The sequence below is a fragment of the Psychrobacter pacificensis genome, assembly GCF_900101915.1.
GTDB lineage: Bacteria > Pseudomonadota > Gammaproteobacteria > Pseudomonadales > Moraxellaceae > Psychrobacter > Psychrobacter pacificensis.
In genome coordinates, this window is record NZ_FNAL01000032.1 from 1 (window position 1) to 19191 (window position 19191).

Consider the following 19191-nt stretch of genomic DNA (forward strand, 5'->3'; position numbering starts at 1 on the left):
CCAATTGCCTGATGACAAGCCCCCCTTTTGCGCCTTGTCCATGACGATGTACCTTAACAATAGTGCCATCAATCATGGCATACTCTAAATCTGAGTCATTCAGAGCATTAAATAGCTTGCTGAATCTATCGCTTTTTACCCATCGACGGTAGCGCTTATAAACACTGTTCCAGTTACCAAATTCAGGGGGTAAGTCTCGCCACGGACTACCTGTTCGGACAATCCATAGAACAGCTTCGATAAATAGTCGATTATTTACCGCTGTTCTACCAACATCGGTCTCTTTACCTGCACAATACGGTGCTATCTTTGCCCACTGGGCATCACTTAGTGTTAATCTAGTCATAACACTATGATTATCAATTATTCTATATATGTCAACACACCCTAATAAATTAAAAATAGCAAATAGGTCTTAGTGATGGTAACAACATCAGAAATTATTACTACAAAGTTTTAGGCAGATATATTGATTGATCAGCTTGGATACCCATCCAGTCTTCTGTTACTCCTGCTATATAGAACACTAAAGGTAGATTGGGAAAATTTAAGCAGGTTTTATGCCATTCTCTATAGTCAATCGAAGAGGGAGTTGCTACGTTTTGAGGGTGACTATGCCACTCGCCTAAATACTGTATTCTACCTTTACTTTGTTTATGTAACTCATCTAGATAAGCTTGATGACCTTCAGTATTCCTTATGTACGCTGTTGGTTTTCTAATATCAGTGTTATAAGGTAACGTTATATCTGTGATATTCAGATATTGTTCTTTTCCCTTAAAACCTTTTCGCTCACCAAGTAAGATACCACAAGCTTCCGCCTGACTCAGAAAACCCTTTTGTCTCCATTGATCTATTTTTTCAAGTACCGAAGGCTGCATCAAAACAGCATTTACGGGAGAAGTACTAGAAAATTCCCAAGAATTATTAAACATATGGAACCAAATCAGTTAATTTTACATATATGGCATTCAAGAGAAGGAGCGTAATCTTTACTTTCTATTTTCTCCCCCATCCATTTCTCAGTATAACGAGTTCGATATCTTGGACTAACATCTCCTTGTAGCCAGTCCAAAATCATATCAATTGTTAAAGCAGCAGCTGACATACTTGCTGATACAGCAAAAGGTGTAAAATCGGCACATGCCATGAAAGACCTTGCAGCAGTCATACCTTTTAGGGCGTCATATTCTTCACGTATCGAATTACCACTTTTATTTATACAGGACCGACAGGCATAATTTGTATCTTTATCATTATACAAAGCTTGAACACACTCTCCATTGCCTCTAATCCAACTATGAATCAATGGGGGTGTCTTGCCGTCTGAATCAAAGAAAAACTTATTGATTGTTTCAGATGCTTCTATTTTGGCAGTAGCATCGATAATAAGATCATAGTTTGAAATATTTTTTAAAATACTCCTATTACAAGCGTTGATATTATGTACCTCGATATTTAGGTCAGGTATCTGCTGAGCTATTTCTTGCTTTAACGCGCTAGCTTTCATTCTATGAAGATACGCTTTACCAAGTGCATGTCTACCAATATTCTCCTCTTGGAAGATGTCGCTGTCTATCAACGTGAGTTTTCCACCACTCGCACCAGCGCCCAGGCGTGCTAAAGATAATCCTAAATAACCACCAATCGCTCCGCATCCTAGTAGGGCAATATTCTTACCTATTAAGTTTGGTTGTTCCAAATTGTCAAGGTTCCTCGTAAATAAAAAATTGGGAGTAAGGTTTACAGCACTGCTAAAAACTACTTTAGAATTAGAGAGTAGCTTGGAATGGTTTGCTAATTTTAAGTGCTTACTAGCGCTACCAGATACTAACTCTTTTAGATTTTCTAGCTCTATGCACAATGACAGTAATTGTTTATCGACGACAAGACACACTGGAAAATATAATGTTGTCTCTCTATGTCGCTCAATATTGGATGCAATTTCACTGACTATCAGTCTAAAGGCTACATGACTCCACTGTTTGAGCCATAGTAAGAAATACTTGAGTGGTATACCTTTGCTACTTTTCACATCAATAAATACAGAAGGCATAGAAGGTATTTTAGCAAGTTGTTTACTAGGAATATGAATAATTAACGTATTTGCTTCTATATGCCCGTCTTTAACTATCCAAGGAACAAGATGCCACCCTTGCTTCAAGTCATAAATTACAGGCAACAAAAGATCGTGGATCGACTGTACAGCTGCATCGTTAGATTTAATTAAATTACTAGAATGGTAACTTGCTATACTTTGCCATATCGGGGTCAACTCTCTTAGAAACTCATCAGACCTATGACGCTTGTTCTTAATAAGCGCTTCTATAATAATTTTAGTTTTATCTAGAACCCAGCCTAAAACTCCTAAAGGGTCTGAAATTTTAAGCTCATAAGCATCATGTAAACTATAGCAAACTGAATAATACCAATCGCCTTTATACTCGCGTTTATCAATAGAAAAATGAGCAAGGGGTAAAAGGTTTTGAATATAATCAGGAAGAGGAGCTTTAACATACACGTTTGGCAAACTAACGAAGTCCCAATCTTCTACCTGAATCAGTATTTGAAAGTTTGTATTATCCTTAGTTTCAAAAGAAGTAAACCAACCATCATACATTGATTTATCACGACTATTAGCCGATGATGGTCGCCTACCTTTTGTGTATCTCCAATTACAAAAATTGTCATTTATACCAGAGATTATATCGTACAAAGACATCTGTTTTTGCAATGCTCTACCCACCGATTTGAGGCTTTATTGATGCAGACTCAGCAGCAACCTGTACAGGTGCATTGTCAACAACGGTTGCGACTGAAGCCTTGGTATCGACATTAATCGTTACTAAATCAGGTCTGTTAGATGGTATTCTCTCACCAAACAAGCTTTCTAATATGTTGAGGCAGGTATTCTCATTTTGGGATTTATGAAGAACTCTATCAAAGCCACTACAAAGCTCTGATGCCAGCTCAGCATTCTCTTCTCGTTGTTCATTATTTGCTCTATTAAAGTCTTCTGTAGAATGTCCTTCAATATACTTGCATTTTATATCGTTTTTAAGTGCATGTTCTAAATTCAAAAGTATTTCAAAAAGCGCTCTATCATCTCTTTGCTGCAAATGCTGATAGTGTTCAGTAGCAATTATCATCAATGAAACAGAGCTAGGAGCCTTTTGATATTGATTATAATCACGCCATGACTTTAAATACCTAATGACTGCACGAAGTTGTTGTCCAGTATTGGGATATTTTTCACATTCTGCTAAAAACCATTCACGTACCTTTTCACAGTCTGAAACGAGCCATTCATCTTCATCTCGTTGTATTAGACTTACGTTTTTTATTTTTGAACGCTTCTTAATATTCTTTGCATTAGCCTTACTAGAATCTTCAGTGATCATAGAATCATAAGAGGGAGAGTAAGATAAGTTGGCAGATAAAGTTGTACCACTAAATGTACTTTCATTAAAGAATAATGATAAGTTATTAGGATCTACATCCTCTGAAAAATCAAAGCTTCTGCTTTCTTGGATACTATCGTAAGAAGCCTCTTCTTTACTAACTGTTGAAGAGTCTTGCTTAACGCTAGCATCTGTTAAATCATCAAACATCTCGTTTGGTAGAGCATACAACGGAATATCAAAATGTGCTTTGGGTTGACCTTGAGGCATAAAGCCTCTAATTCGAATGCAATTTTTATGTTCTTTATCCAATTCCCAACCATTATCATTACATAGTATATCCAGACATTCTTCTACAGTTTCAAAGAGCTTATTAGCCACTTCAGCGCTTTGACCTTCTAAAAAACATGACTCTGGTAGATAACAACCGTAATCAAAATCCATTTCTTGCTCAGGGAGTGCTGGGGCATTACATACACCATACGCCCAGGAACCTTGGAGTCTAAATTTTGGTCTGACACCATATACTTTTTCAACTTGTATTTCTATAACAGCCTTAATCTGATCTTTGCAGTCTTTGAACACTTGGAACTGCTCGCCTTTAGGTAAAAGCTTCTTGAAAAAACCATCAGTATCGTTTTTGAAAACACTATGTAAGTTGTTTGTTTTAAGGTTATCACTCATTTGAATCCTCAGTATTTGGTTGTATGGCTGTGTTGTGAAGTTCGACTGGTTTCAAGAAAATTGTTTTTATAAGTTCTTTACCAAGAGCTTCTTTTGAATTTTGCATAGCTGTTGATAACAGTACTTCTTTAGCAGCAGCATCCGCTCTATCTAGTGATACATAGTTGGCAGCTTCGTTTGTTAAATTTTCGTCAATACTTAAGTACCTTTCTTTTAGCAGATGCTGGGTAATAAATGTCATCATTTGCTGTTGTGTGGACAAGGTGAGTTCGATAATATTTTTCGGTGCATTGCTCAAATTTTTACCATGTGCCCAGTCTAACATTCCACCTAATTTGTTTGTTTTGGGGTTTGCTGAAATACGTGAAGATAGGGTGCCAACATTAAGAAGTAGAATATTCTCTTGCTTAGCATTTAGGAAATACTGCGCTTCGTGAATTGCTAACATGCTTGGATTATTGGCAAACAGTCCACCGTCTACATATTGAGTATTGTCGAATACGTACTTAGGAAAGTATATGGGAGCAGCTGAAGTAGCCAATGCCACATCAACAATTAAATGATGCTTATCACGCTTGAATGTATGATGATGGGGAGTTTTAAATACTACTGGCTTACCTACAGAAAAGTTGATGGCTGGTATAATAACGTTATGTTTAAGACTGCCTAGCTTGTCTTCCTTAAACATTATCTCTAGCTGCTCTTTCAACACATCAATGCTATAAGTAGAACGTTTTATCGAAAATAGATTAGCCTTTCTTTTCTTAAAAATCTTATCACCATGTTGTTCAAAAAGCTTAACCACATCTGACATGGGTATTTCAGCAGCAACTGCAAGAGCTAGGATTCCACCTATAGAAGTACCGGCGATTAAGTTAAAAAATCTACCTATAGGATAACCATACTCGTTTTCCAGCTCTTCTAGAACTTTAGCGGTGTACAAACCTCGAAAACCTCCACCAGTTAAAGTTAGTATTCGAAATGAATCATCATGGACCATACGTAATCTCCTTATAATTTATATATATTGGTTTATCTTTTTAAATTTTCAAGGTATTACCAACAATATTTCGCTACATAATGAACCGCCCCGGTATTGTCGGAGACTCAACATTCTGAGAGAATACAACGATGAAAACACGACACTACACCCCCGAGATTAAAGACCGCGCCGTTCGCATGCTGATTGAAGCATTAAGCGACTATCCTTCCACCTGGTCAGCTATTCAAGCAATTGCACCTAAGATTGGCTGTACGCCTGAAACCCTGCGGTCATGGCATAAAAAGCACATAGATCAAACTATTCCTGCCTCAGTACAAGCTCAAAGTGACAAAGAGCGTATCAAAGAGCTTGAACGAGAGAACAAAGAGCTCAAGCAAGCCAATGAGATTATACGTAAGGCTGCTGGTCTTGAAGCCCAGGCGGAGAAGGGCCGTCCACCCAGATAATGGTTCAGTTTATTGATGACTATAGAGGTAGTTATGGGGTCGAGCTGATTTGTAGAGTACTACCGATTGCCCCATCAACCTACTACCGTGCTAAAGACTTAGAGGACCGCCCTGAGAAGCGCTCATTACGCAGTCAGCATGATGACTATTATCTCAGAGAGATTAAACGTATTTGGCAAGACAGTAAATGCCGTTACGGTGTTCGTAAAGTCTGGCAGCAGATGAAGGCTGATGGCGTAAAGGTTGCTCGTTGCACCGTCGAGCGTTTAATGAAGCAGTATGGTATGCAAGGCATCTGGCGCGGTAAGGGTAAGATTACCACCAACAGCCGTGACGACCAAAAGCGTGCTGACGACTTGGTCAATCGTAACTTTAATGCCCATCGTCCTAATCAGCTTTGGGTTGCAGATTTTACCTATATCAAGACACTGAGTGGCTGGGTTTATACTGCTTTTATTATTGATGTGTTCGCTCGTGCCATTGTGGGCTGGAAAGTATCCAATCGCATGAACACCGATATGGTGATGGCCGCGCTCAATCAAGTGGTAGCAGATAGGAATAATCCCAAAGATGTGATTCATCACAGTGATCGAGGGGTTCAGTATTTATCCATTCGCTACACAGATAAGATGGCTGACTGCGGTGTGATTGCCTCTGTTGGCACTACGGGTGATTCTTATGACAACGCACTGGCTGAAACGGTCAATGGGCTGTACAAGTCTGAGGTGATTCATTATTTGAAAGAGAGCTGGTCTAGTGTGAACGATGTTGAACTGGCAACCCTTGAATGGGTCGATTGGTTTAACAAAACACGACTGCATAGCACGATTGGATATGTGTCGCCCTTTGAGTTTGAAAAGCGGTATTATGATAATTTAATCCTGTCAGGCATTGCTGCCTGACTAAAGTAAATCAGCCTCCGATAAAGTCGGGGCGGTTCAAGGTCAATCAAACTTTGGGTGTCTATTTGGGCAATAGTAAGGCTTATGGACCCAGGTCCTGGGGCTCTGATTTGCAGCTTGATGTTTTGTATGACGGAGGGTGAGGACAGATGAGTTGCTTGAGGTTCAAGGCGGATTGGGATAAAGCAGGAGTTTGGATCAGCAGGACTGTTTATGGCAGCAGGTAATATGCCAGTTTCAGTCTTGTTGCGGTGATGCTGACGTTTCCAGTTATGGAGAAGGTTCTGGTTGATGCCATGGTCTCGAGCGATACTGGCAATTGATCGCCCTGAACCTTCAGCTTCTTGTACTAAAAGTTCTTTAAACTCAGCACTGTAAGTTCTACGTTTGGGTTTGTTAGGTGGTTGTGTTGTCATGTTAGTGTCCACGATTATTAATCGTGGACACTATCTCGCATTTTTTAAGTGAGGAAAAGATGGGATGGTCGGATGCTTACGTTAGATTCACTCTATTAGTAAACAAATTTAATGTTACGTTGTAGATGTCACTAAATTATCAATAGAGATGTTAAGAAAGTGTGAAGATGCAACTATTTAGATCTATTAAAATTTCTATGTATGAGTTTAAAAGATCAAAGTTATACAAAGTCCTCGATTATCATGTAAGTTTAAAATCTCAGAATTAGAGTCCTTCATAAAGACATCGATACCTGCCTGCTCACAGATTGATTTAACAATAGAGAGCCCAAGTCCTGTACCTTCTATTTCCTGTGATTGCTTACTTGCGCTATCTGATCTTGAAGCGCTTATACTATTGTTAAGTTTACTGTCGCTAAATTGATCAGCTGCACTAATCACTTGATTAAGCCGTATAAAGGGTTCAAAAGCTTTCTCATAATCACTAGGGTCAATGCCTGCGCCTGAATCTATGATCTGTAATACTAATTTGTTATCTAGCGTCTTGGATATATCATTTAATTTCCCAGATTGAATCACATGTGAGCCAAAATTATATTGAGCATTTAAAGCCGATTTATCCAAACTGCCTGAGTTTTGCTCAAGTTGATAGAGTTTAACCATGACTTGACCATTATCTAGCGTATAAATAATAGCGTTTTGAATCAGGTTTTTTATGAGCATTAATAATGATGTCTCATCTATCTTTACTTTGCTACTTGACTGTAAGTCGACAGTTAGTTCGATGTTCTTATTATCAGCAATAGGAATGAGTAACCCTATGACTTGTTCGATAATAGATTTAACATTGGTTGCTGTTGTCTCGGTACCAAGCTCGGTATTGATATTACCAGCACGAGCGAGCGTTAATAATTGCTCAACCAAACTTTGATTACGCCTCAAGCGAATAGCCAGTTTATCGAGGCCTTCCGACATAACGTTATCATTACTAATACGCTGTAATCGTTGTAATTGTAGTGAGATGGCAGTCAGCGGCGAGCGCAGTTCATGGGCAGCATCAGCGATAAAGCGTTGCTGACGTTCAATACTAATTTTGACTATAGCCAATAATCTATTTAACGATTCGGCTAGTGGCAGCAATTCAGAGGGCAGTCTACCAATCGATAAAGGACTTAGGTCATTCTCATTACGTGCGCTTATCTCATGATGCAATTGACGCACAGGTTTCATCATGCGCCACATGATAAAAGGCAGTAAAAGCAGTAATAATGCTATACCGATAATAAGGGGTAAAAAAGACTGTAAGGCACTAGCTTTGGCTAAATCATCCTGTAAATCTGTCTGTTGGCGCAAAATTAGAGCCACTTCTTCATCAGTATCTAAAGACTCAATCTTGACATCATTTCTATAGGTTCGCCAAGAATGACCGTCAATGTTTTGATCGCTTATCCCTTGTGGAACGCTATTTACTAATGCCAACGGTATAGGTTCTGAGTAATCATGCTCATCATCGCTTTGAACGTTCTGATAATCTTCTACCCCGTTATTGAGTGAGGCGGAGAGTATGACTATATCAACGGTGATCGCACCATCATCGTCATCGGTATCAAAGTGAATGTTGCTGCGGGCATGCTCGTCACTGTATGAATAAGCAGCATTATTATTTAAACCACTAATATTAAGCGACTGCTCTAATAAGGCAGCAGTATTTTTTAAGTTATCATCCTGAAAGTCATTTATCTCGTTATAGCTGTACCAAAATCCATAACCACCAGCCACTATTGCCAGTAGTAATAATGACACAACAGACCAAAAGATAAGTTGGAACTGTAATGAGTTAAAGGGCTTACGAAATTTAGGCATTGCTGATATACCATCCAAGGCCACGAACATTTTTGATTCTATCTTGTCCGACCTTTTTGCGTAAACTATGAATCAAAAACTCAATGGCGTTACTTTCAACTTCGCCGCCCCAGCCATATAACGAATCCTCAAGCTCATTTTTGGACATGACTTTTTCAGGCGATAGCATAAAGGTAGTGAGAAGCATGTACTCCTTTGCGGTTAAATCGATAGGGCTACCATCCATCATGACCCGTTTGTGCGCGGTATCTAAACTTAAATTGCCAACCGTCACTTGATTATCAGCCTTGCCTTGGGCACGGCGAATAAGTACTCTCATGCGTGCAAAGACTTCTCCTAACTCAAAAGGCTTGACGACATAATCATCAGCCCCTGAGTCTAAGCCTGCAATTCTATCTTTTAATTGATCACGCGCGGTGAGTATCAACACTGGTGTTTCAATCTTGGCATCGCGAATAGCAGTCAACACGCCCATGCCATCAACTTCTGGAAGACCTAAGTCTAATAAGATGATGTCATAAGGTTGCACCCTTAATGTCAGTATGGCTTGACGACCGTCTTTGACCCAATCAACCGTATAAGCCTCATCTTGCAAGGCTTCGCTCAGACTCTCGCCAATCATCAAGTCATCTTCGACTACCAATACGCGCATGGGATATCCTTATTATGTGACTAGTAGGATTAAAAAATATTTATCTATAGTGACACTTTTTATAGCGTCCTCAAACTAAAAAGCTCTAATCGATACTAGTGTACAGAGTAGAGCCGTTGTTAAGCTATATTCAACCAAGTTTTAAAATATTAATCATCATCTAACTGACTGCTGACAACCTGACCATTCATGCTATCGATTATCAGTTTATTTATGTCCATCCCTTTAGCTATTTCAATCTCATAAGCGGGTATACCGTTATCAAAATCAAACTCTGCTTCAGTAATTTTGCCACCAACACTTTGCGTTGCTTTTTGCATGGCTTGGGTTAGGGTTATTTGGGCTTGCCTCATAGCGTTATATTCTGCTAAGTCGTCTTGATCTATTTTTTCCTGCTTAGATTTTAGAACTTTGCCGCTACTGGCGTCAATTTTTACTTCATGCTCCACTCCATCATTGATAAGCTTGATTTCATACTCGCCACTTGCCATATAATCGTTTTGGTCAAACTCAGCGCTAATTAAGTCTCCTTTGACTGTTTTTTGTGCAATAGCGACGGCTTGCTCTAGACTGATTTTACTCTGTGCTATCGCGACTGCGTCACTCGTCTTTGCGCCTGAAATAGCAGGTATTTGACCTGAGGCAACAGCGAGAGTACCAATACCTAGAACGCTAAGAGCAATAAGTAGGGATTTGCTTAGGGTTGATAGTTTTTTCATCGTGTTTACTCCGTATTTAAGGTTCATGTCTGACGACTCATTATCAAAGTTGTCAGAAGTGTCGATATGAGTCCATCATACAAAACAAGACATAGAAGAAGCTTAGCGTAGAATAAGCGTTCAGTTAGCTACTCATATTTTTGGGCTATAATGCTGTTGCTCTTTCGATAATCCTTATACAGAGTAATATTTTATTATGTTTGAGATACTATTATTGGCGTTAGCACTCGCTGCGGATGCGTTTGCGGCTGCAATCGGTCTTGGCTCGACACATAGAAGCGATGGTAAGTCGCAGTTTATAAAAATGGCGTTACTCATTGGATTATACTTCGGTGTTGCTCAGGGGGTGATGCCGCTAATTGGTTATGCGCTTGGCTCTACTATGCTCGGTTGGTTTGCGGAATGGGCTGCTTGGATTGCTTTTATCATACTAGTGGCTCTTGGGATTAAGATGCTTTATGAGTCGTGTTCGGTTAGTGACGATACTCGGATCAATGTAAGTCATAAAACCTTGCTGTCATTGGCTATAGCGACTAGTCTCGATGCGATGGCAGCGGGCTTTACGTTAAACCTGTTGGTAGTTAATGCTTATGCTGCCTGTTTAATCATCGCATTGACGACCGCTATTTTAAGTGTTTTAGGGGCTTATATAGGACGCCAGTCAGGAACATGGCTCGGCAGTTGGGCAGAAGCTTTGGGCGGTTTAGTGCTGATAGCGATTGGTGTGAAGATGGTTATTTGAAGCATAATTATGCTCTGTTCTCTTAAAAAACACGCTGGCCAGCGCACAAGCTATAGTCAAAGACACCAACATCGATACTAAGGTATGACTAAAAAAATGATCACCAAACATCATTTTATATAGGCCCATTGTCCAGCCTAATACGGTTACGATTTCAAATATTCGATAGCGATACTTATAAAGAGTAGGTAAAAATGCTAAGCCATACAAAGAAAATCCTGCGCTGGCATGAGCTGCTGGAAAACATTTTGTATCGGTTTTAGCAAGCATATTTTGCCATAGATTAAGATAAGGTAGATCCCCGCCAAAAAGCGTTAGATGATTAGGACAGCTCACATGAGTAACGCTTTTTAATAGCGCGATAGTAGAAGGCACCACAATAAGAACAATAAGTAAGTAACTTATTTCACGAATTGAGAAGGGCACAATAAATTTACTTGTTTTATTGTTATCGATGATAGAGGCGATATTTGAAGATTGTCTGTATTTGATAACCAATACGGATATTAAATAGAGAGCCAACAAGATTAATAATGCTTTAGGACCATCATAAAAAATAAAAGCGTAAGGCTGTTCGCCTTTTTCTATCAGCCACTGACCATTATTATAGAAAAACTCACTAATACGAACATCAAATTGGCTATGCTCAAAGGTTAGAGCGGCAATAATTGTTAAGCAAAAAAGCTTAAGCCATATCCAGTTAGTTGGGTTATCTTCTAAAATCATGAAAATACCTTACTCAATGTATTAAATTGCTAAAAATTTAAGCACTTTTTAAAATAAAAGATTAGATAACGCCATGCACCACAAAACGAACAATAGTAATAATGCCAAAAATTGCGCGGCAGAACCCACGTCCTTGGCTATTTTAGCGAGGGGATGATGATCCGTTGAAGTATGATCGACGCTCGCTTCAATACCCGTATTAATAAGCTCCACAATGAGGGATAAGAATGAAGCAATCACAAGCACCATTTTGGCGCTGACGTTAAAAGGCATAAATATAATGACCGTGAACAATAAGAGATTGAGCCAGATAACTTGCCTAAAGGCCGCTTCAAACTTATAAGCCGCTTTAAAACCATCTATAGAATACCCCGTAGCTTTTACAATACGGGCTAACCCTTTTTTACCTTTAACCTCATTTGCAAAACTATCCGCTACAAAAGTATCATCAGATACAGGCTGATTTTTATAATCAAGATTTGTATGTTCGTGGCTCAGAGCAGTAGTCTTGGAATTATTCATATCGATAGCTTAGTATTTATTAAGATTAGAATAGCTGGCAGGTCTTAATGATATTACAGTGCATGTTAAGATCGCGTTAAGATGAATTTCATATAATAAAAAGCAGTAGCGAATACCGAGTTTGATTAAGGTATTGGCTACTACTGACTATTGAAGTTACAGTGAAAATAAGAAAAAGTGCAATCACCGATATATTTATTGTTGTAATGATCCCAGTGTAGGAGGGCACTGGTTAGCACTTGGGTATCAGTATGTGCTTGGAGCTGTTAAGGAAGCGTTAAGATAAAAAATATTTATAAAATTATTTGGAAAGGGCAATATTAATATCAAAATTCAATATATACAAAAAAGCAATAGCCGACACCTTGTTTATCAAGGTATTGGCTACTGCATCCTATTAATGAAGAGTTAGTATTTAGCTTTGCTTACTTTTTAGCCATCATCCTCCATATCAACTTGGCTGCTTAGAACCTTGCCAGTATTGGCATCTATGCTCACATCATATATCTGATTGTCTTTGACAACTTCGATGTCATATAAGGCTTGACCTTTTTCAAGCTCGAACTCAACACCGATGACTTTACCATTTACGCTTTGAGTGGCTTTTTGCATAGCACTAGTTAGCGTAACTTTGGCTTGCATCAGCGCTCTATATTCAGCCATGTCTTCTTTATCTAACTTCTCTTTTTCAGTCTCGATGACTTTGCCAGTATTGGCGTCGATCTTGACCTCGTAAGCCGTACCGTTTGATACAAACTCAACTTCATACTCGCCCGTTACAGCACCGTTGCCATTATCATCATCGTCGTCATAATCGAATTCTGCGCTGATTAGATCACCTTTAGCATTCTGTTTAGCTATATCGATTGCTTGCGTTAAGCTGATCTTACTTTGCATAGCGCTGACAGCTTCACTTGATCCAGTTACGGCTTTGGTATTAGCAGCAGGGGCGGCGATAGCGGTTGCACCTACGCCTGCAATAGTAAGGGCGATGATTGCTGATTTGGTTAGCGTTGATAAGTTTTTCATGAGAGTCATCCTTTGTATTAATCAATTTCTGACACACCATTAGTGGTTTTGCCAGCTACCTTGTGGGTATGAATCTATAATACGAGAGACGACATAGGGGAAACTTAGCGGAAAATAAGAGTTTGATTAGCGAGTAGATATAATAAATATTGCTTAATTTTCTGAGTTAAATCACTATTAAAAGACTATTAAACGTTTAACATAGCTAATATTTGTTCTAGATATCAAGTTTACTAAATTTTGATTAAAGGAGTTTCTATAGGAGGAAAAAGGATGTCAGACGAATTCTTACGAAATACGACGCTTATCGCTTATTCACCTTCAACAGTATCAAAAGTACCTTGCGAAGATATCTTAATTTTGAACTTTGAGCCTCACGGCGACGAAGTTTTTTGGCTCAATACTTATGGATTGAGAGAGTTAGATGAGATGGAGCAAGTTGTCATCCAGAACCAGTTTGATGATTTTTTAATTAAATTATTGCAAGATGATGAGCATGCCAATAAGGTTATCGAACTCGATAATGTCCTGTTTATCGCTCTAAAAGTATTAAAAACTGATGACAAAAATCTAGATAATAAACAATTGATTTTCGTTGTATCGTCAAATATGTTATGGAGTTTGCAAGAGAATCATAATAATCATTTTCAGTGGATTCGTGATCGCTTAAGCGAAGGCAAAGGACAAGTTCGAAGCAAAAAAGTAGATTATTTGCTTTTTCTGTTGATTGAGTCATTGATAGCAAACTATGAAGAGACGTTTGAGAAATTACTGAATGCTGACGGTGACTCGATAAAGGTGACCAATATTAATCCAACGCCTTATTTTACTAAAAAGGTTGAGGAGCAAAAACGTCGCATGTTGAACTTTAAGAAAGCGACGCTGAGCCTTCGCAATACCATTGTAAAGCTGGAAACGATTAATATTATTCCTATGGATAGTAAGTATTTCACCGAACTTAAAGAGCAAGCCAACAATTTGATTGATGAAATTGATTTTGAGTTGTTTGAGCTTGATAGTAAAACCAATCTGATATTCTCAATTCAGGGCCATCGTTTGAATGAAATCATACGTACCTTGACCTTAGTGTCAGTGGTATTTATACCATTAACATTTTTGGTAGGCGTTTACGGTATGAATTTTGACTATATGCCTGAGTTAAAATGGAATGAGGGTTACTTTGCCTTGTGGGGTGTGATGGTAACATTGACTGTGGCCATCGTTGTGTATTTTAAAAGTAAGAAATGGTTTTAAACTGTACTGCTAACTTGTAATGTCTTAGGCTTTTAAAGATTGTTTATTAGTAGAATTTATTTATAATAAATACTAAACGTACTACCGCCTGCAGCATTAGCTTGATGGGTAAGTTGCCAGCCCATATGCGTTATGATGCGCTGAACAATACTTAGACCTAACCCTGTGCCATCAACCTTATAGCTCGTATAATCTTTTGACGAGAACTTATCAGTTAATTGCCCATCATTTTTCTTTTGCTCTAAACGCTCAAACCTTTCATAGAGTAGAGGCATCATCGCTTCAGGAATACCCAAGCCAGTATCGGTAACGGTGATTTTTTTATCGTCAATAATAATAACTACCTCACCCTCATCCGTGTATTGAAAGGCATTCTTTATTAAGTTGCCTAGTGCCATTTTTAGTAATTCAGGTCGTACGTAGGCAAAATACTCTTGTTCAGCGACTACTGCATAAGTCACAGTCTTATACCGTAGCAAATACTTTAAGCGTTCCACTTCATTGTTAGCAATGCTATTGATAGAGGTTTGCGGAGCGTCCAGTTTTTCAGGAGCACGCGAGAGTAGTAATAACGCGCTGATAATCTCAGAGGTCTCTTTAGCTGTAGTACTAATACGATTAGTAAACTCGCTCAAACGGCTATCGCCTTCTAATTGAGAAGCCAGTACTTCTGATGCACCCATAATAATCGTCAAAGGCGTGCGCAGCTCGTGGCTAACATCTCCAGTAAATAGCTGCTCACGTTTGAGATACTGCTCAAACTTATGATTCTTCTCATCAATAGCGCGTGCTAATACGCCAACCTCGGAGGGCAAATGGGTCAATTCGGTTAAGTTTTGATGATCGGTTTCTACTGCTTTTTTTAAGTCTAATAAAGGTTTAGTAATTTGCCTAGAGGATAGCTGAGAAAATATTGCGGCAATTAGTAAGCTTAAAATAACGGCAACTCTTAAGGCATTGGCAAAGATGTCTTCTAGGTGTTCAAAAATGGCAAGGACAGGGTAGTTCCCCATTACCATCTCAGTGTCTTCTAAATAGGTTAAAACATAGCGTTGTTTATTTTGCTGATAGATGAAGAAATGTAGATTAGTTCTAACATTGCCATCTTTGGTGGGCACGGTTACGGGCATCTCTTGCACTGTCTCGGTTGCCAAAGCTTTTAAATTATCAGGTGCATGATTATAGCGATAAATTTTTATGCCCGGATCTGCAGTGTAGACAGGCTGATCGCCATCCTTTTCTTGACTAAGCTCTAGCTGTTGCAGTAAGCGAGCTTTGACCAACTCTTGCTCCATCCTTGTCTCAGCGTACATAAAAATACTGACGAAAGCAGCGCAAAGTAATATGGCAAATAAAAAATATGACAGTCGAAATTTATTAGCGATAGAGTCGAGGCTGAACATGGCATTTACTTCATAGTATAAGGTAGTAGAAAGAGGATAGGAGGTATAACTAGGACGACTCTTAATCAGATTGAGTCTGTAAATCGTACTAAGATATTCTACACTTTATCGGGATCAACAATTTGATAACCCACTCCAGGCATCGTCATTATCATAGGTCTGGCAAATGGCTTGTCGACTTGTACGCGCACACTATGCATATGAGTCCGTAGCGCATCGCTACTTGGAATATCCTCACCCCATACCTTTTCCTCAAGCTCACTTTTACTGACGACTCGTGGCGACGCATTCATTAATGTTTCTAAAATTTTAAACCCTGTTGGTGTCAGTTTTAGTGATGTACCTTCTCGTCTAATCGTGTGCTCATTAGCATTTAAGGATAATGGTCCGACAGCTAAGCTGTGCTCAAAATGCTCATCTTGGTGTCGACGGATAAGCGCTTTAATCCGTGATTCTAATTCAATGAGTGAGAAGGGTTTGACCAGATAATCATCAGCGCCACTATCGAAGCCTGCGACTTTATCCAAAATCGTATCACGAGCCGTCAGCATCAATACGGGGGTTTTATTATGTAGCTCTTCTCTCAGTTTTTTACATAGCTTGGTGCCGTCCATACCCGGCAGCATGACATCTAATAAAATAACGTCATAGCGATTATTTGCAGCGAGTGTTAGGCCGCTAATGCCATTATGAGCGTTGTCCAGCTCAAAACCTTTAGGTTCAAAAAAGGCATAAATATTGGCGACGATATCGGGATTGTCTTCGATGATGAGTATCTTGTACATAGTGGTCTCGTGCATAAATGCTAGCAGGGCTTATGATAAAGGTCTTAATGGGTAGATTTAAAGAAGGTTGGCGCTGCTGCTACCTCATCGGTAGTAATACCAAAAAAGTTAAGTAAAGTTGGGGTGATAAAGTCATGTGATACGGGCTGATCAATCATACTAACGAGACTACTTTTATCAATATTATTACTATTAGGTGACCAAATGATGACAGGCACCTGCTTTTGCGCATCAGGTGCGATAGCGTAGGGCATGCCATGCAAGTAAATATTATTCTCGCCTAAACTTTCGCCATGATCGCTAATATATACCATTATGACATCATAGTCCTGCTCATACTTTTTGAGCGTATTAATCACGTTATTTAAGAAGTAATCAGTATAACGAATGGCATTGTCATAAGCGTTGATGACGGATTGATCATCGCATTTAGAGAGCTCATTAGTCATGCATACAGGTTTGTACTCTTCAAATTCCTTAGGATAACGTTTGTAGTAAGCAGGACCATGATTGCCCATTTGATGCAATAAAATAAGCGTATCTTTGGCAGGTGCATCTGACTTAATTAAAGTATCAAAACCGTCAAGCATACCGATATCACGACACTCCTCATCACAATTTGGATTGACATCAGCCGTCTTATAATCTTCAAAAGTTACTCGATCCGCGACCCCTTTAGAGCTCGAATTATTGTCTCGCCAAACAACTTTGACGCCTTGCTTGTTCAAGGTATCTAGTACATTTTCATTATAGTCTGCCGTATTGTAATCATAATTTTCTCGATTAGCATAACTAAACATACAAGGTACGGAATAAGCGGTGGACGTGCCACAAGAGGTCGCATTTTTAAAGCTATAGACATCTGGTTGGCTAGTCAGCAGAGGCATAGTGTCGCGCTCATAGCCATTAAGACCGATATGATCAGCACGTACTGTTTCACCAACGACAAATACCATGAGTTTAGGCTTTGCTGCGTTAGTTCCAGCAGTAGGAGTTATACGTTTGGCATCTGTCGCATGCAGGGTCAATGTATCAGGACGACGAAGTTTCTCAACATAATCGGTACCTAATTTGATAACCGAGTAGATAGGAGTAATAGGGTTTGCGTAACTGCGGACTATCTTATGCTGACGGAAAAAGGTGGCGTATTGATCGCCAAAAGACAGTAGGCAGACAGCTATTAAGGCGATAGATGAGGTTAAGGTTAACGCTTTTTGCCATAGCGCTCGACGTATAGGTACTCTTTTTATGCGGATTTTAGCAATAATAACTGCGGGTATAACGCCTAGCAGGAACACTCGTATAAAGAAGCTTAGCGACATCAACCCCATCGCTTCACGTTGATCGGTTTGTATACTATTGATCAGCATATTAGTATCGAAAATAGTGCCATAAGCGTCAGTAAAATAGCCACATACGGCCGCTATCATTACCATAGCGATGAGCACTGGTTTAGCAATAGGACGATAGCAAAATAATTGGATGAGTAGCCACATTAAGCCAAACAATAAGCCTGTGATAGAAACTATGAAGCCAACGTTATTACCAAGAGGGTAAATGCTAAGCACTTGCGCGAAAAAACCAAAATTTGCAGTAGTGACTAAATAGAGCGCAACGATAATAATCAGATAGTTAAGATTAATTTCATGATTAAAAATGCTGTTTAGATAGCTTTTTTTGGTAGGAGCTTTGGTGATTTCAGTGCTAAGTGCTTGAGGGGTTGACATAACTAGGCTTCTCAACAGGATGGTAAGGAGTTTGATTCCTTACGATAACAAGAGGCCTGTTAAGAAGCCGTTAAGATATTTGGGTTGAGTAATGCTTTAAGAAGATAATATATTCTTAAAAATAAATAGTTAGATAATAAGCTTAAGGATGCATATTGCCTCTACTTTAGCTGGTTAGTCGACGCCTAATAAACCAACTAATTATAATTACTATAGCAATCGATAAAAAAATCTTTGAGTAGGGTGCTAACGCAGTCTCTATAACCTCGTAGTTTTTGCCGAAGTGGTAACCTGCAAGCGTCAGTACAGTTGTCCAAACACTAGAACCCAAAGCAGTCAATACTAAAAAAGATAAAAGTGGCATTTTGTTCATACCCCCATATCAACAACATCACCTAAGAAAATTAGACTTCATAATCTAGCCTTATACACTATATGAATAATAGCATTCAGAGCCTTTCGACTTATCAAAATAAAATAGACCTATAGTAGGTCTACATATTATTAATATTTTGAACACTAGGATATTGAGGTGTATGCTACTTAGCAATCAATAATCCTACAGTAACTTCAAAACAATACTCATCTTTGTTAGTGATATTGACCGTCCCTTTATGAGCATTAGCAATAGCCTGAACGATAGATAAACCCAAACCTGATCCTGAATGGTGCTGGCTGGTTTTATCATGACGATAAAAGCGCTCAAACAAACCCCAATATTGCCCAAGCTACCTGGGTATTTCTTTGAAAACTAAAAAATTCGCTAAGCTATACAAGACAGTGCTTATTATCAATCTTTAGTATCAGGGTGTATTAAACAATCGACTCTCTGTCCTATTGAAACTGATAATGACGTACCCTAAAAAACGCTGATGTCGTCACCTGAGAAGCACGTTATAGGGGCTGTCCTAGATAAG

19 protein-coding genes and 1 other annotated feature are annotated in these 19191 nt (G+C 39.0%); of the genes, 3 read left to right on the forward strand and 16 right to left on the reverse strand.

Annotated elements, in window-relative coordinates:
* The 5 genes from BLR43_RS12455 to BLR43_RS12475 all read right to left on the reverse strand — a co-directional run.
* Positions 1-346 (reverse strand): IS5 family transposase (locus tag BLR43_RS12455; protein WP_143007445.1); only part of this gene is annotated, 346 nt, incomplete at its 3' end.
* Positions 347-446: 100 nt separating this feature from the next.
* Entirely contained in the window at positions 447-935 is a 489-nt protein-coding gene (locus tag BLR43_RS12460) for a Mov34/MPN/PAD-1 family protein (protein ID WP_093071335.1), read from the reverse strand.
* 11 nt (positions 936-946) lie between these two features.
* Positions 947-2734: a ThiF family adenylyltransferase gene (locus BLR43_RS12465; RefSeq protein ID WP_143007446.1), complete on the reverse strand. Its 1788-nt coding sequence runs from the start codon at positions 2732-2734 to the stop codon at positions 947-949.
* A 4-nt stretch (positions 2735-2738) separates the two neighbouring features.
* The gene (locus BLR43_RS12470; protein WP_093071337.1) at positions 2739-4085 is read right to left on the reverse strand and encodes a CBASS cGAMP synthase; all 1347 of its coding nucleotides are present in this window, start codon (positions 4083-4085) and stop codon (positions 2739-2741) included.
* On the reverse strand, positions 4078-5085 hold the full coding sequence (locus tag BLR43_RS12475; protein ID WP_093071338.1) for a CBASS cGAMP-activated phospholipase: 1008 nt from the start codon (positions 5083-5085) through the stop codon (positions 4078-4080). Before BLR43_RS12475 ends, BLR43_RS12470 begins: the two co-directional genes overlap by 8 nt.
* Positions 5086-5216: 131 nt before the next feature.
* Here BLR43_RS12475 and BLR43_RS12480 point away from each other — a divergent pair.
* Positions 5217-6436, forward strand: a protein-coding gene (locus BLR43_RS12480) for an IS3 family transposase (RefSeq protein ID WP_093071339.1) whose coding sequence is annotated in 2 segments (ribosomal slippage) — positions 5217-5499 and positions 5499-6436 — 1221 coding nt in all. Because the reading frame shifts where the segments join, the coding sequence is not laid out codon by codon here.
* Positions 5492-5608, forward strand: a sequence feature (AL1L pseudoknot). It overlaps the preceding gene by 117 nt.
* On the opposite strand, the gene BLR43_RS12485 is transcribed toward BLR43_RS12480, so the two are convergent.
* The 4 genes from BLR43_RS12485 to BLR43_RS12500 all read right to left on the reverse strand — a co-directional run bounded on the left by BLR43_RS12485 (position 6400) and on the right by BLR43_RS12500 (position 10086).
* Entirely contained in the window at positions 6400-6852 is a 453-nt protein-coding gene (locus BLR43_RS12485) for a transposase (RefSeq protein WP_093071340.1), read from the reverse strand. The two genes, BLR43_RS12480 and BLR43_RS12485, sit on opposite strands and share 37 nt — an antisense overlap.
* A gap of 207 nt (positions 6853-7059) precedes the next feature.
* The gene (locus BLR43_RS12490; protein ID WP_025672617.1) at positions 7060-8715 is read right to left on the reverse strand and encodes a sensor histidine kinase; all 1656 of its coding nucleotides are present in this window, start codon (positions 8713-8715) and stop codon (positions 7060-7062) included.
* Entirely contained in the window at positions 8708-9367 is a 660-nt protein-coding gene (locus BLR43_RS12495) for a response regulator (protein WP_025651479.1), read from the reverse strand. The genes BLR43_RS12490 and BLR43_RS12495 overlap by 8 nt, the downstream gene beginning before the upstream one ends.
* 149 nt (positions 9368-9516) lie before the next feature.
* Positions 9517-10086 (reverse strand): PepSY domain-containing protein, encoded by a 570-nt coding sequence (locus BLR43_RS12500; protein WP_025651480.1) that lies wholly within the window; start codon positions 10084-10086, stop codon positions 9517-9519.
* Positions 10087-10282: 196 nt separating this feature from the next.
* Here BLR43_RS12500 and BLR43_RS12505 point away from each other — a divergent pair, with 196 nt between their 5' ends.
* Positions 10283-10828, forward strand: a complete 546-nt coding sequence (locus tag BLR43_RS12505; protein ID WP_025651482.1) for a manganese efflux pump MntP — start codon at positions 10283-10285, stop codon at positions 10826-10828.
* Here the strand turns inward: BLR43_RS12505 and BLR43_RS12510 are convergent.
* From BLR43_RS12510 to BLR43_RS12520, 3 genes are all read right to left on the reverse strand, one after another.
* Positions 10790-11554 (reverse strand): PAP2 family lipid A phosphatase, encoded by a 765-nt coding sequence (locus BLR43_RS12510; protein ID WP_025651483.1) that lies wholly within the window; start codon positions 11552-11554, stop codon positions 10790-10792. The genes BLR43_RS12505 and BLR43_RS12510 overlap by 39 nt on opposite strands.
* Before the next feature lie 48 nt (positions 11555-11602).
* On the reverse strand, positions 11603-12076 hold the full coding sequence (locus BLR43_RS12515; RefSeq protein WP_025651484.1) for a diacylglycerol kinase: 474 nt from the start codon (positions 12074-12076) through the stop codon (positions 11603-11605).
* A gap of 432 nt (positions 12077-12508) precedes the next feature.
* The gene (locus tag BLR43_RS12520) at positions 12509-13105 is read right to left on the reverse strand and encodes a PepSY domain-containing protein (RefSeq protein ID WP_025651486.1); all 597 of its coding nucleotides are present in this window, start codon (positions 13103-13105) and stop codon (positions 12509-12511) included.
* A gap of 273 nt (positions 13106-13378) precedes the next feature.
* Here BLR43_RS12520 and BLR43_RS12525 point away from each other — a divergent pair, with 273 nt between their 5' ends.
* On the forward strand, positions 13379-14359 hold the full coding sequence (locus tag BLR43_RS12525) for a CorA family divalent cation transporter (RefSeq protein ID WP_025651487.1): 981 nt from the start codon (positions 13379-13381) through the stop codon (positions 14357-14359).
* Positions 14360-14415: 56 nt separating this feature from the next.
* Here BLR43_RS12525 and BLR43_RS12530 read toward each other — a convergent pair whose 3' ends face one another.
* The 4 genes from BLR43_RS12530 to BLR43_RS12550 form a co-directional block, all read right to left on the reverse strand.
* Positions 14416-15672 carry a sensor histidine kinase gene (locus tag BLR43_RS12530; protein WP_379542853.1) on the reverse strand — a complete coding sequence of 419 codons (1257 nt, stop codon included), beginning with the start codon at positions 15670-15672 and terminating at the stop codon, positions 14416-14418.
* Between the two features lie 188 nt (positions 15673-15860).
* Positions 15861-16547 carry a response regulator transcription factor gene (locus tag BLR43_RS12535; protein ID WP_025651489.1) on the reverse strand — a complete coding sequence of 229 codons (687 nt, stop codon included), beginning with the start codon at positions 16545-16547 and terminating at the stop codon, positions 15861-15863.
* Between the two features lie 44 nt (positions 16548-16591).
* A complete protein-coding gene (locus BLR43_RS12540) occupies positions 16592-18274 on the reverse strand; it encodes a phosphoethanolamine transferase (protein WP_093071342.1) in 1683 nt (560 codons plus the stop codon).
* 539 nt (positions 18275-18813) lie between these two features.
* Entirely contained in the window at positions 18814-18984 is a 171-nt protein-coding gene (locus tag BLR43_RS12550) for an ATP-binding protein (RefSeq protein WP_102077221.1), read from the reverse strand.
* Between the last annotated feature and the right edge of the window lie 207 nt (positions 18985-19191).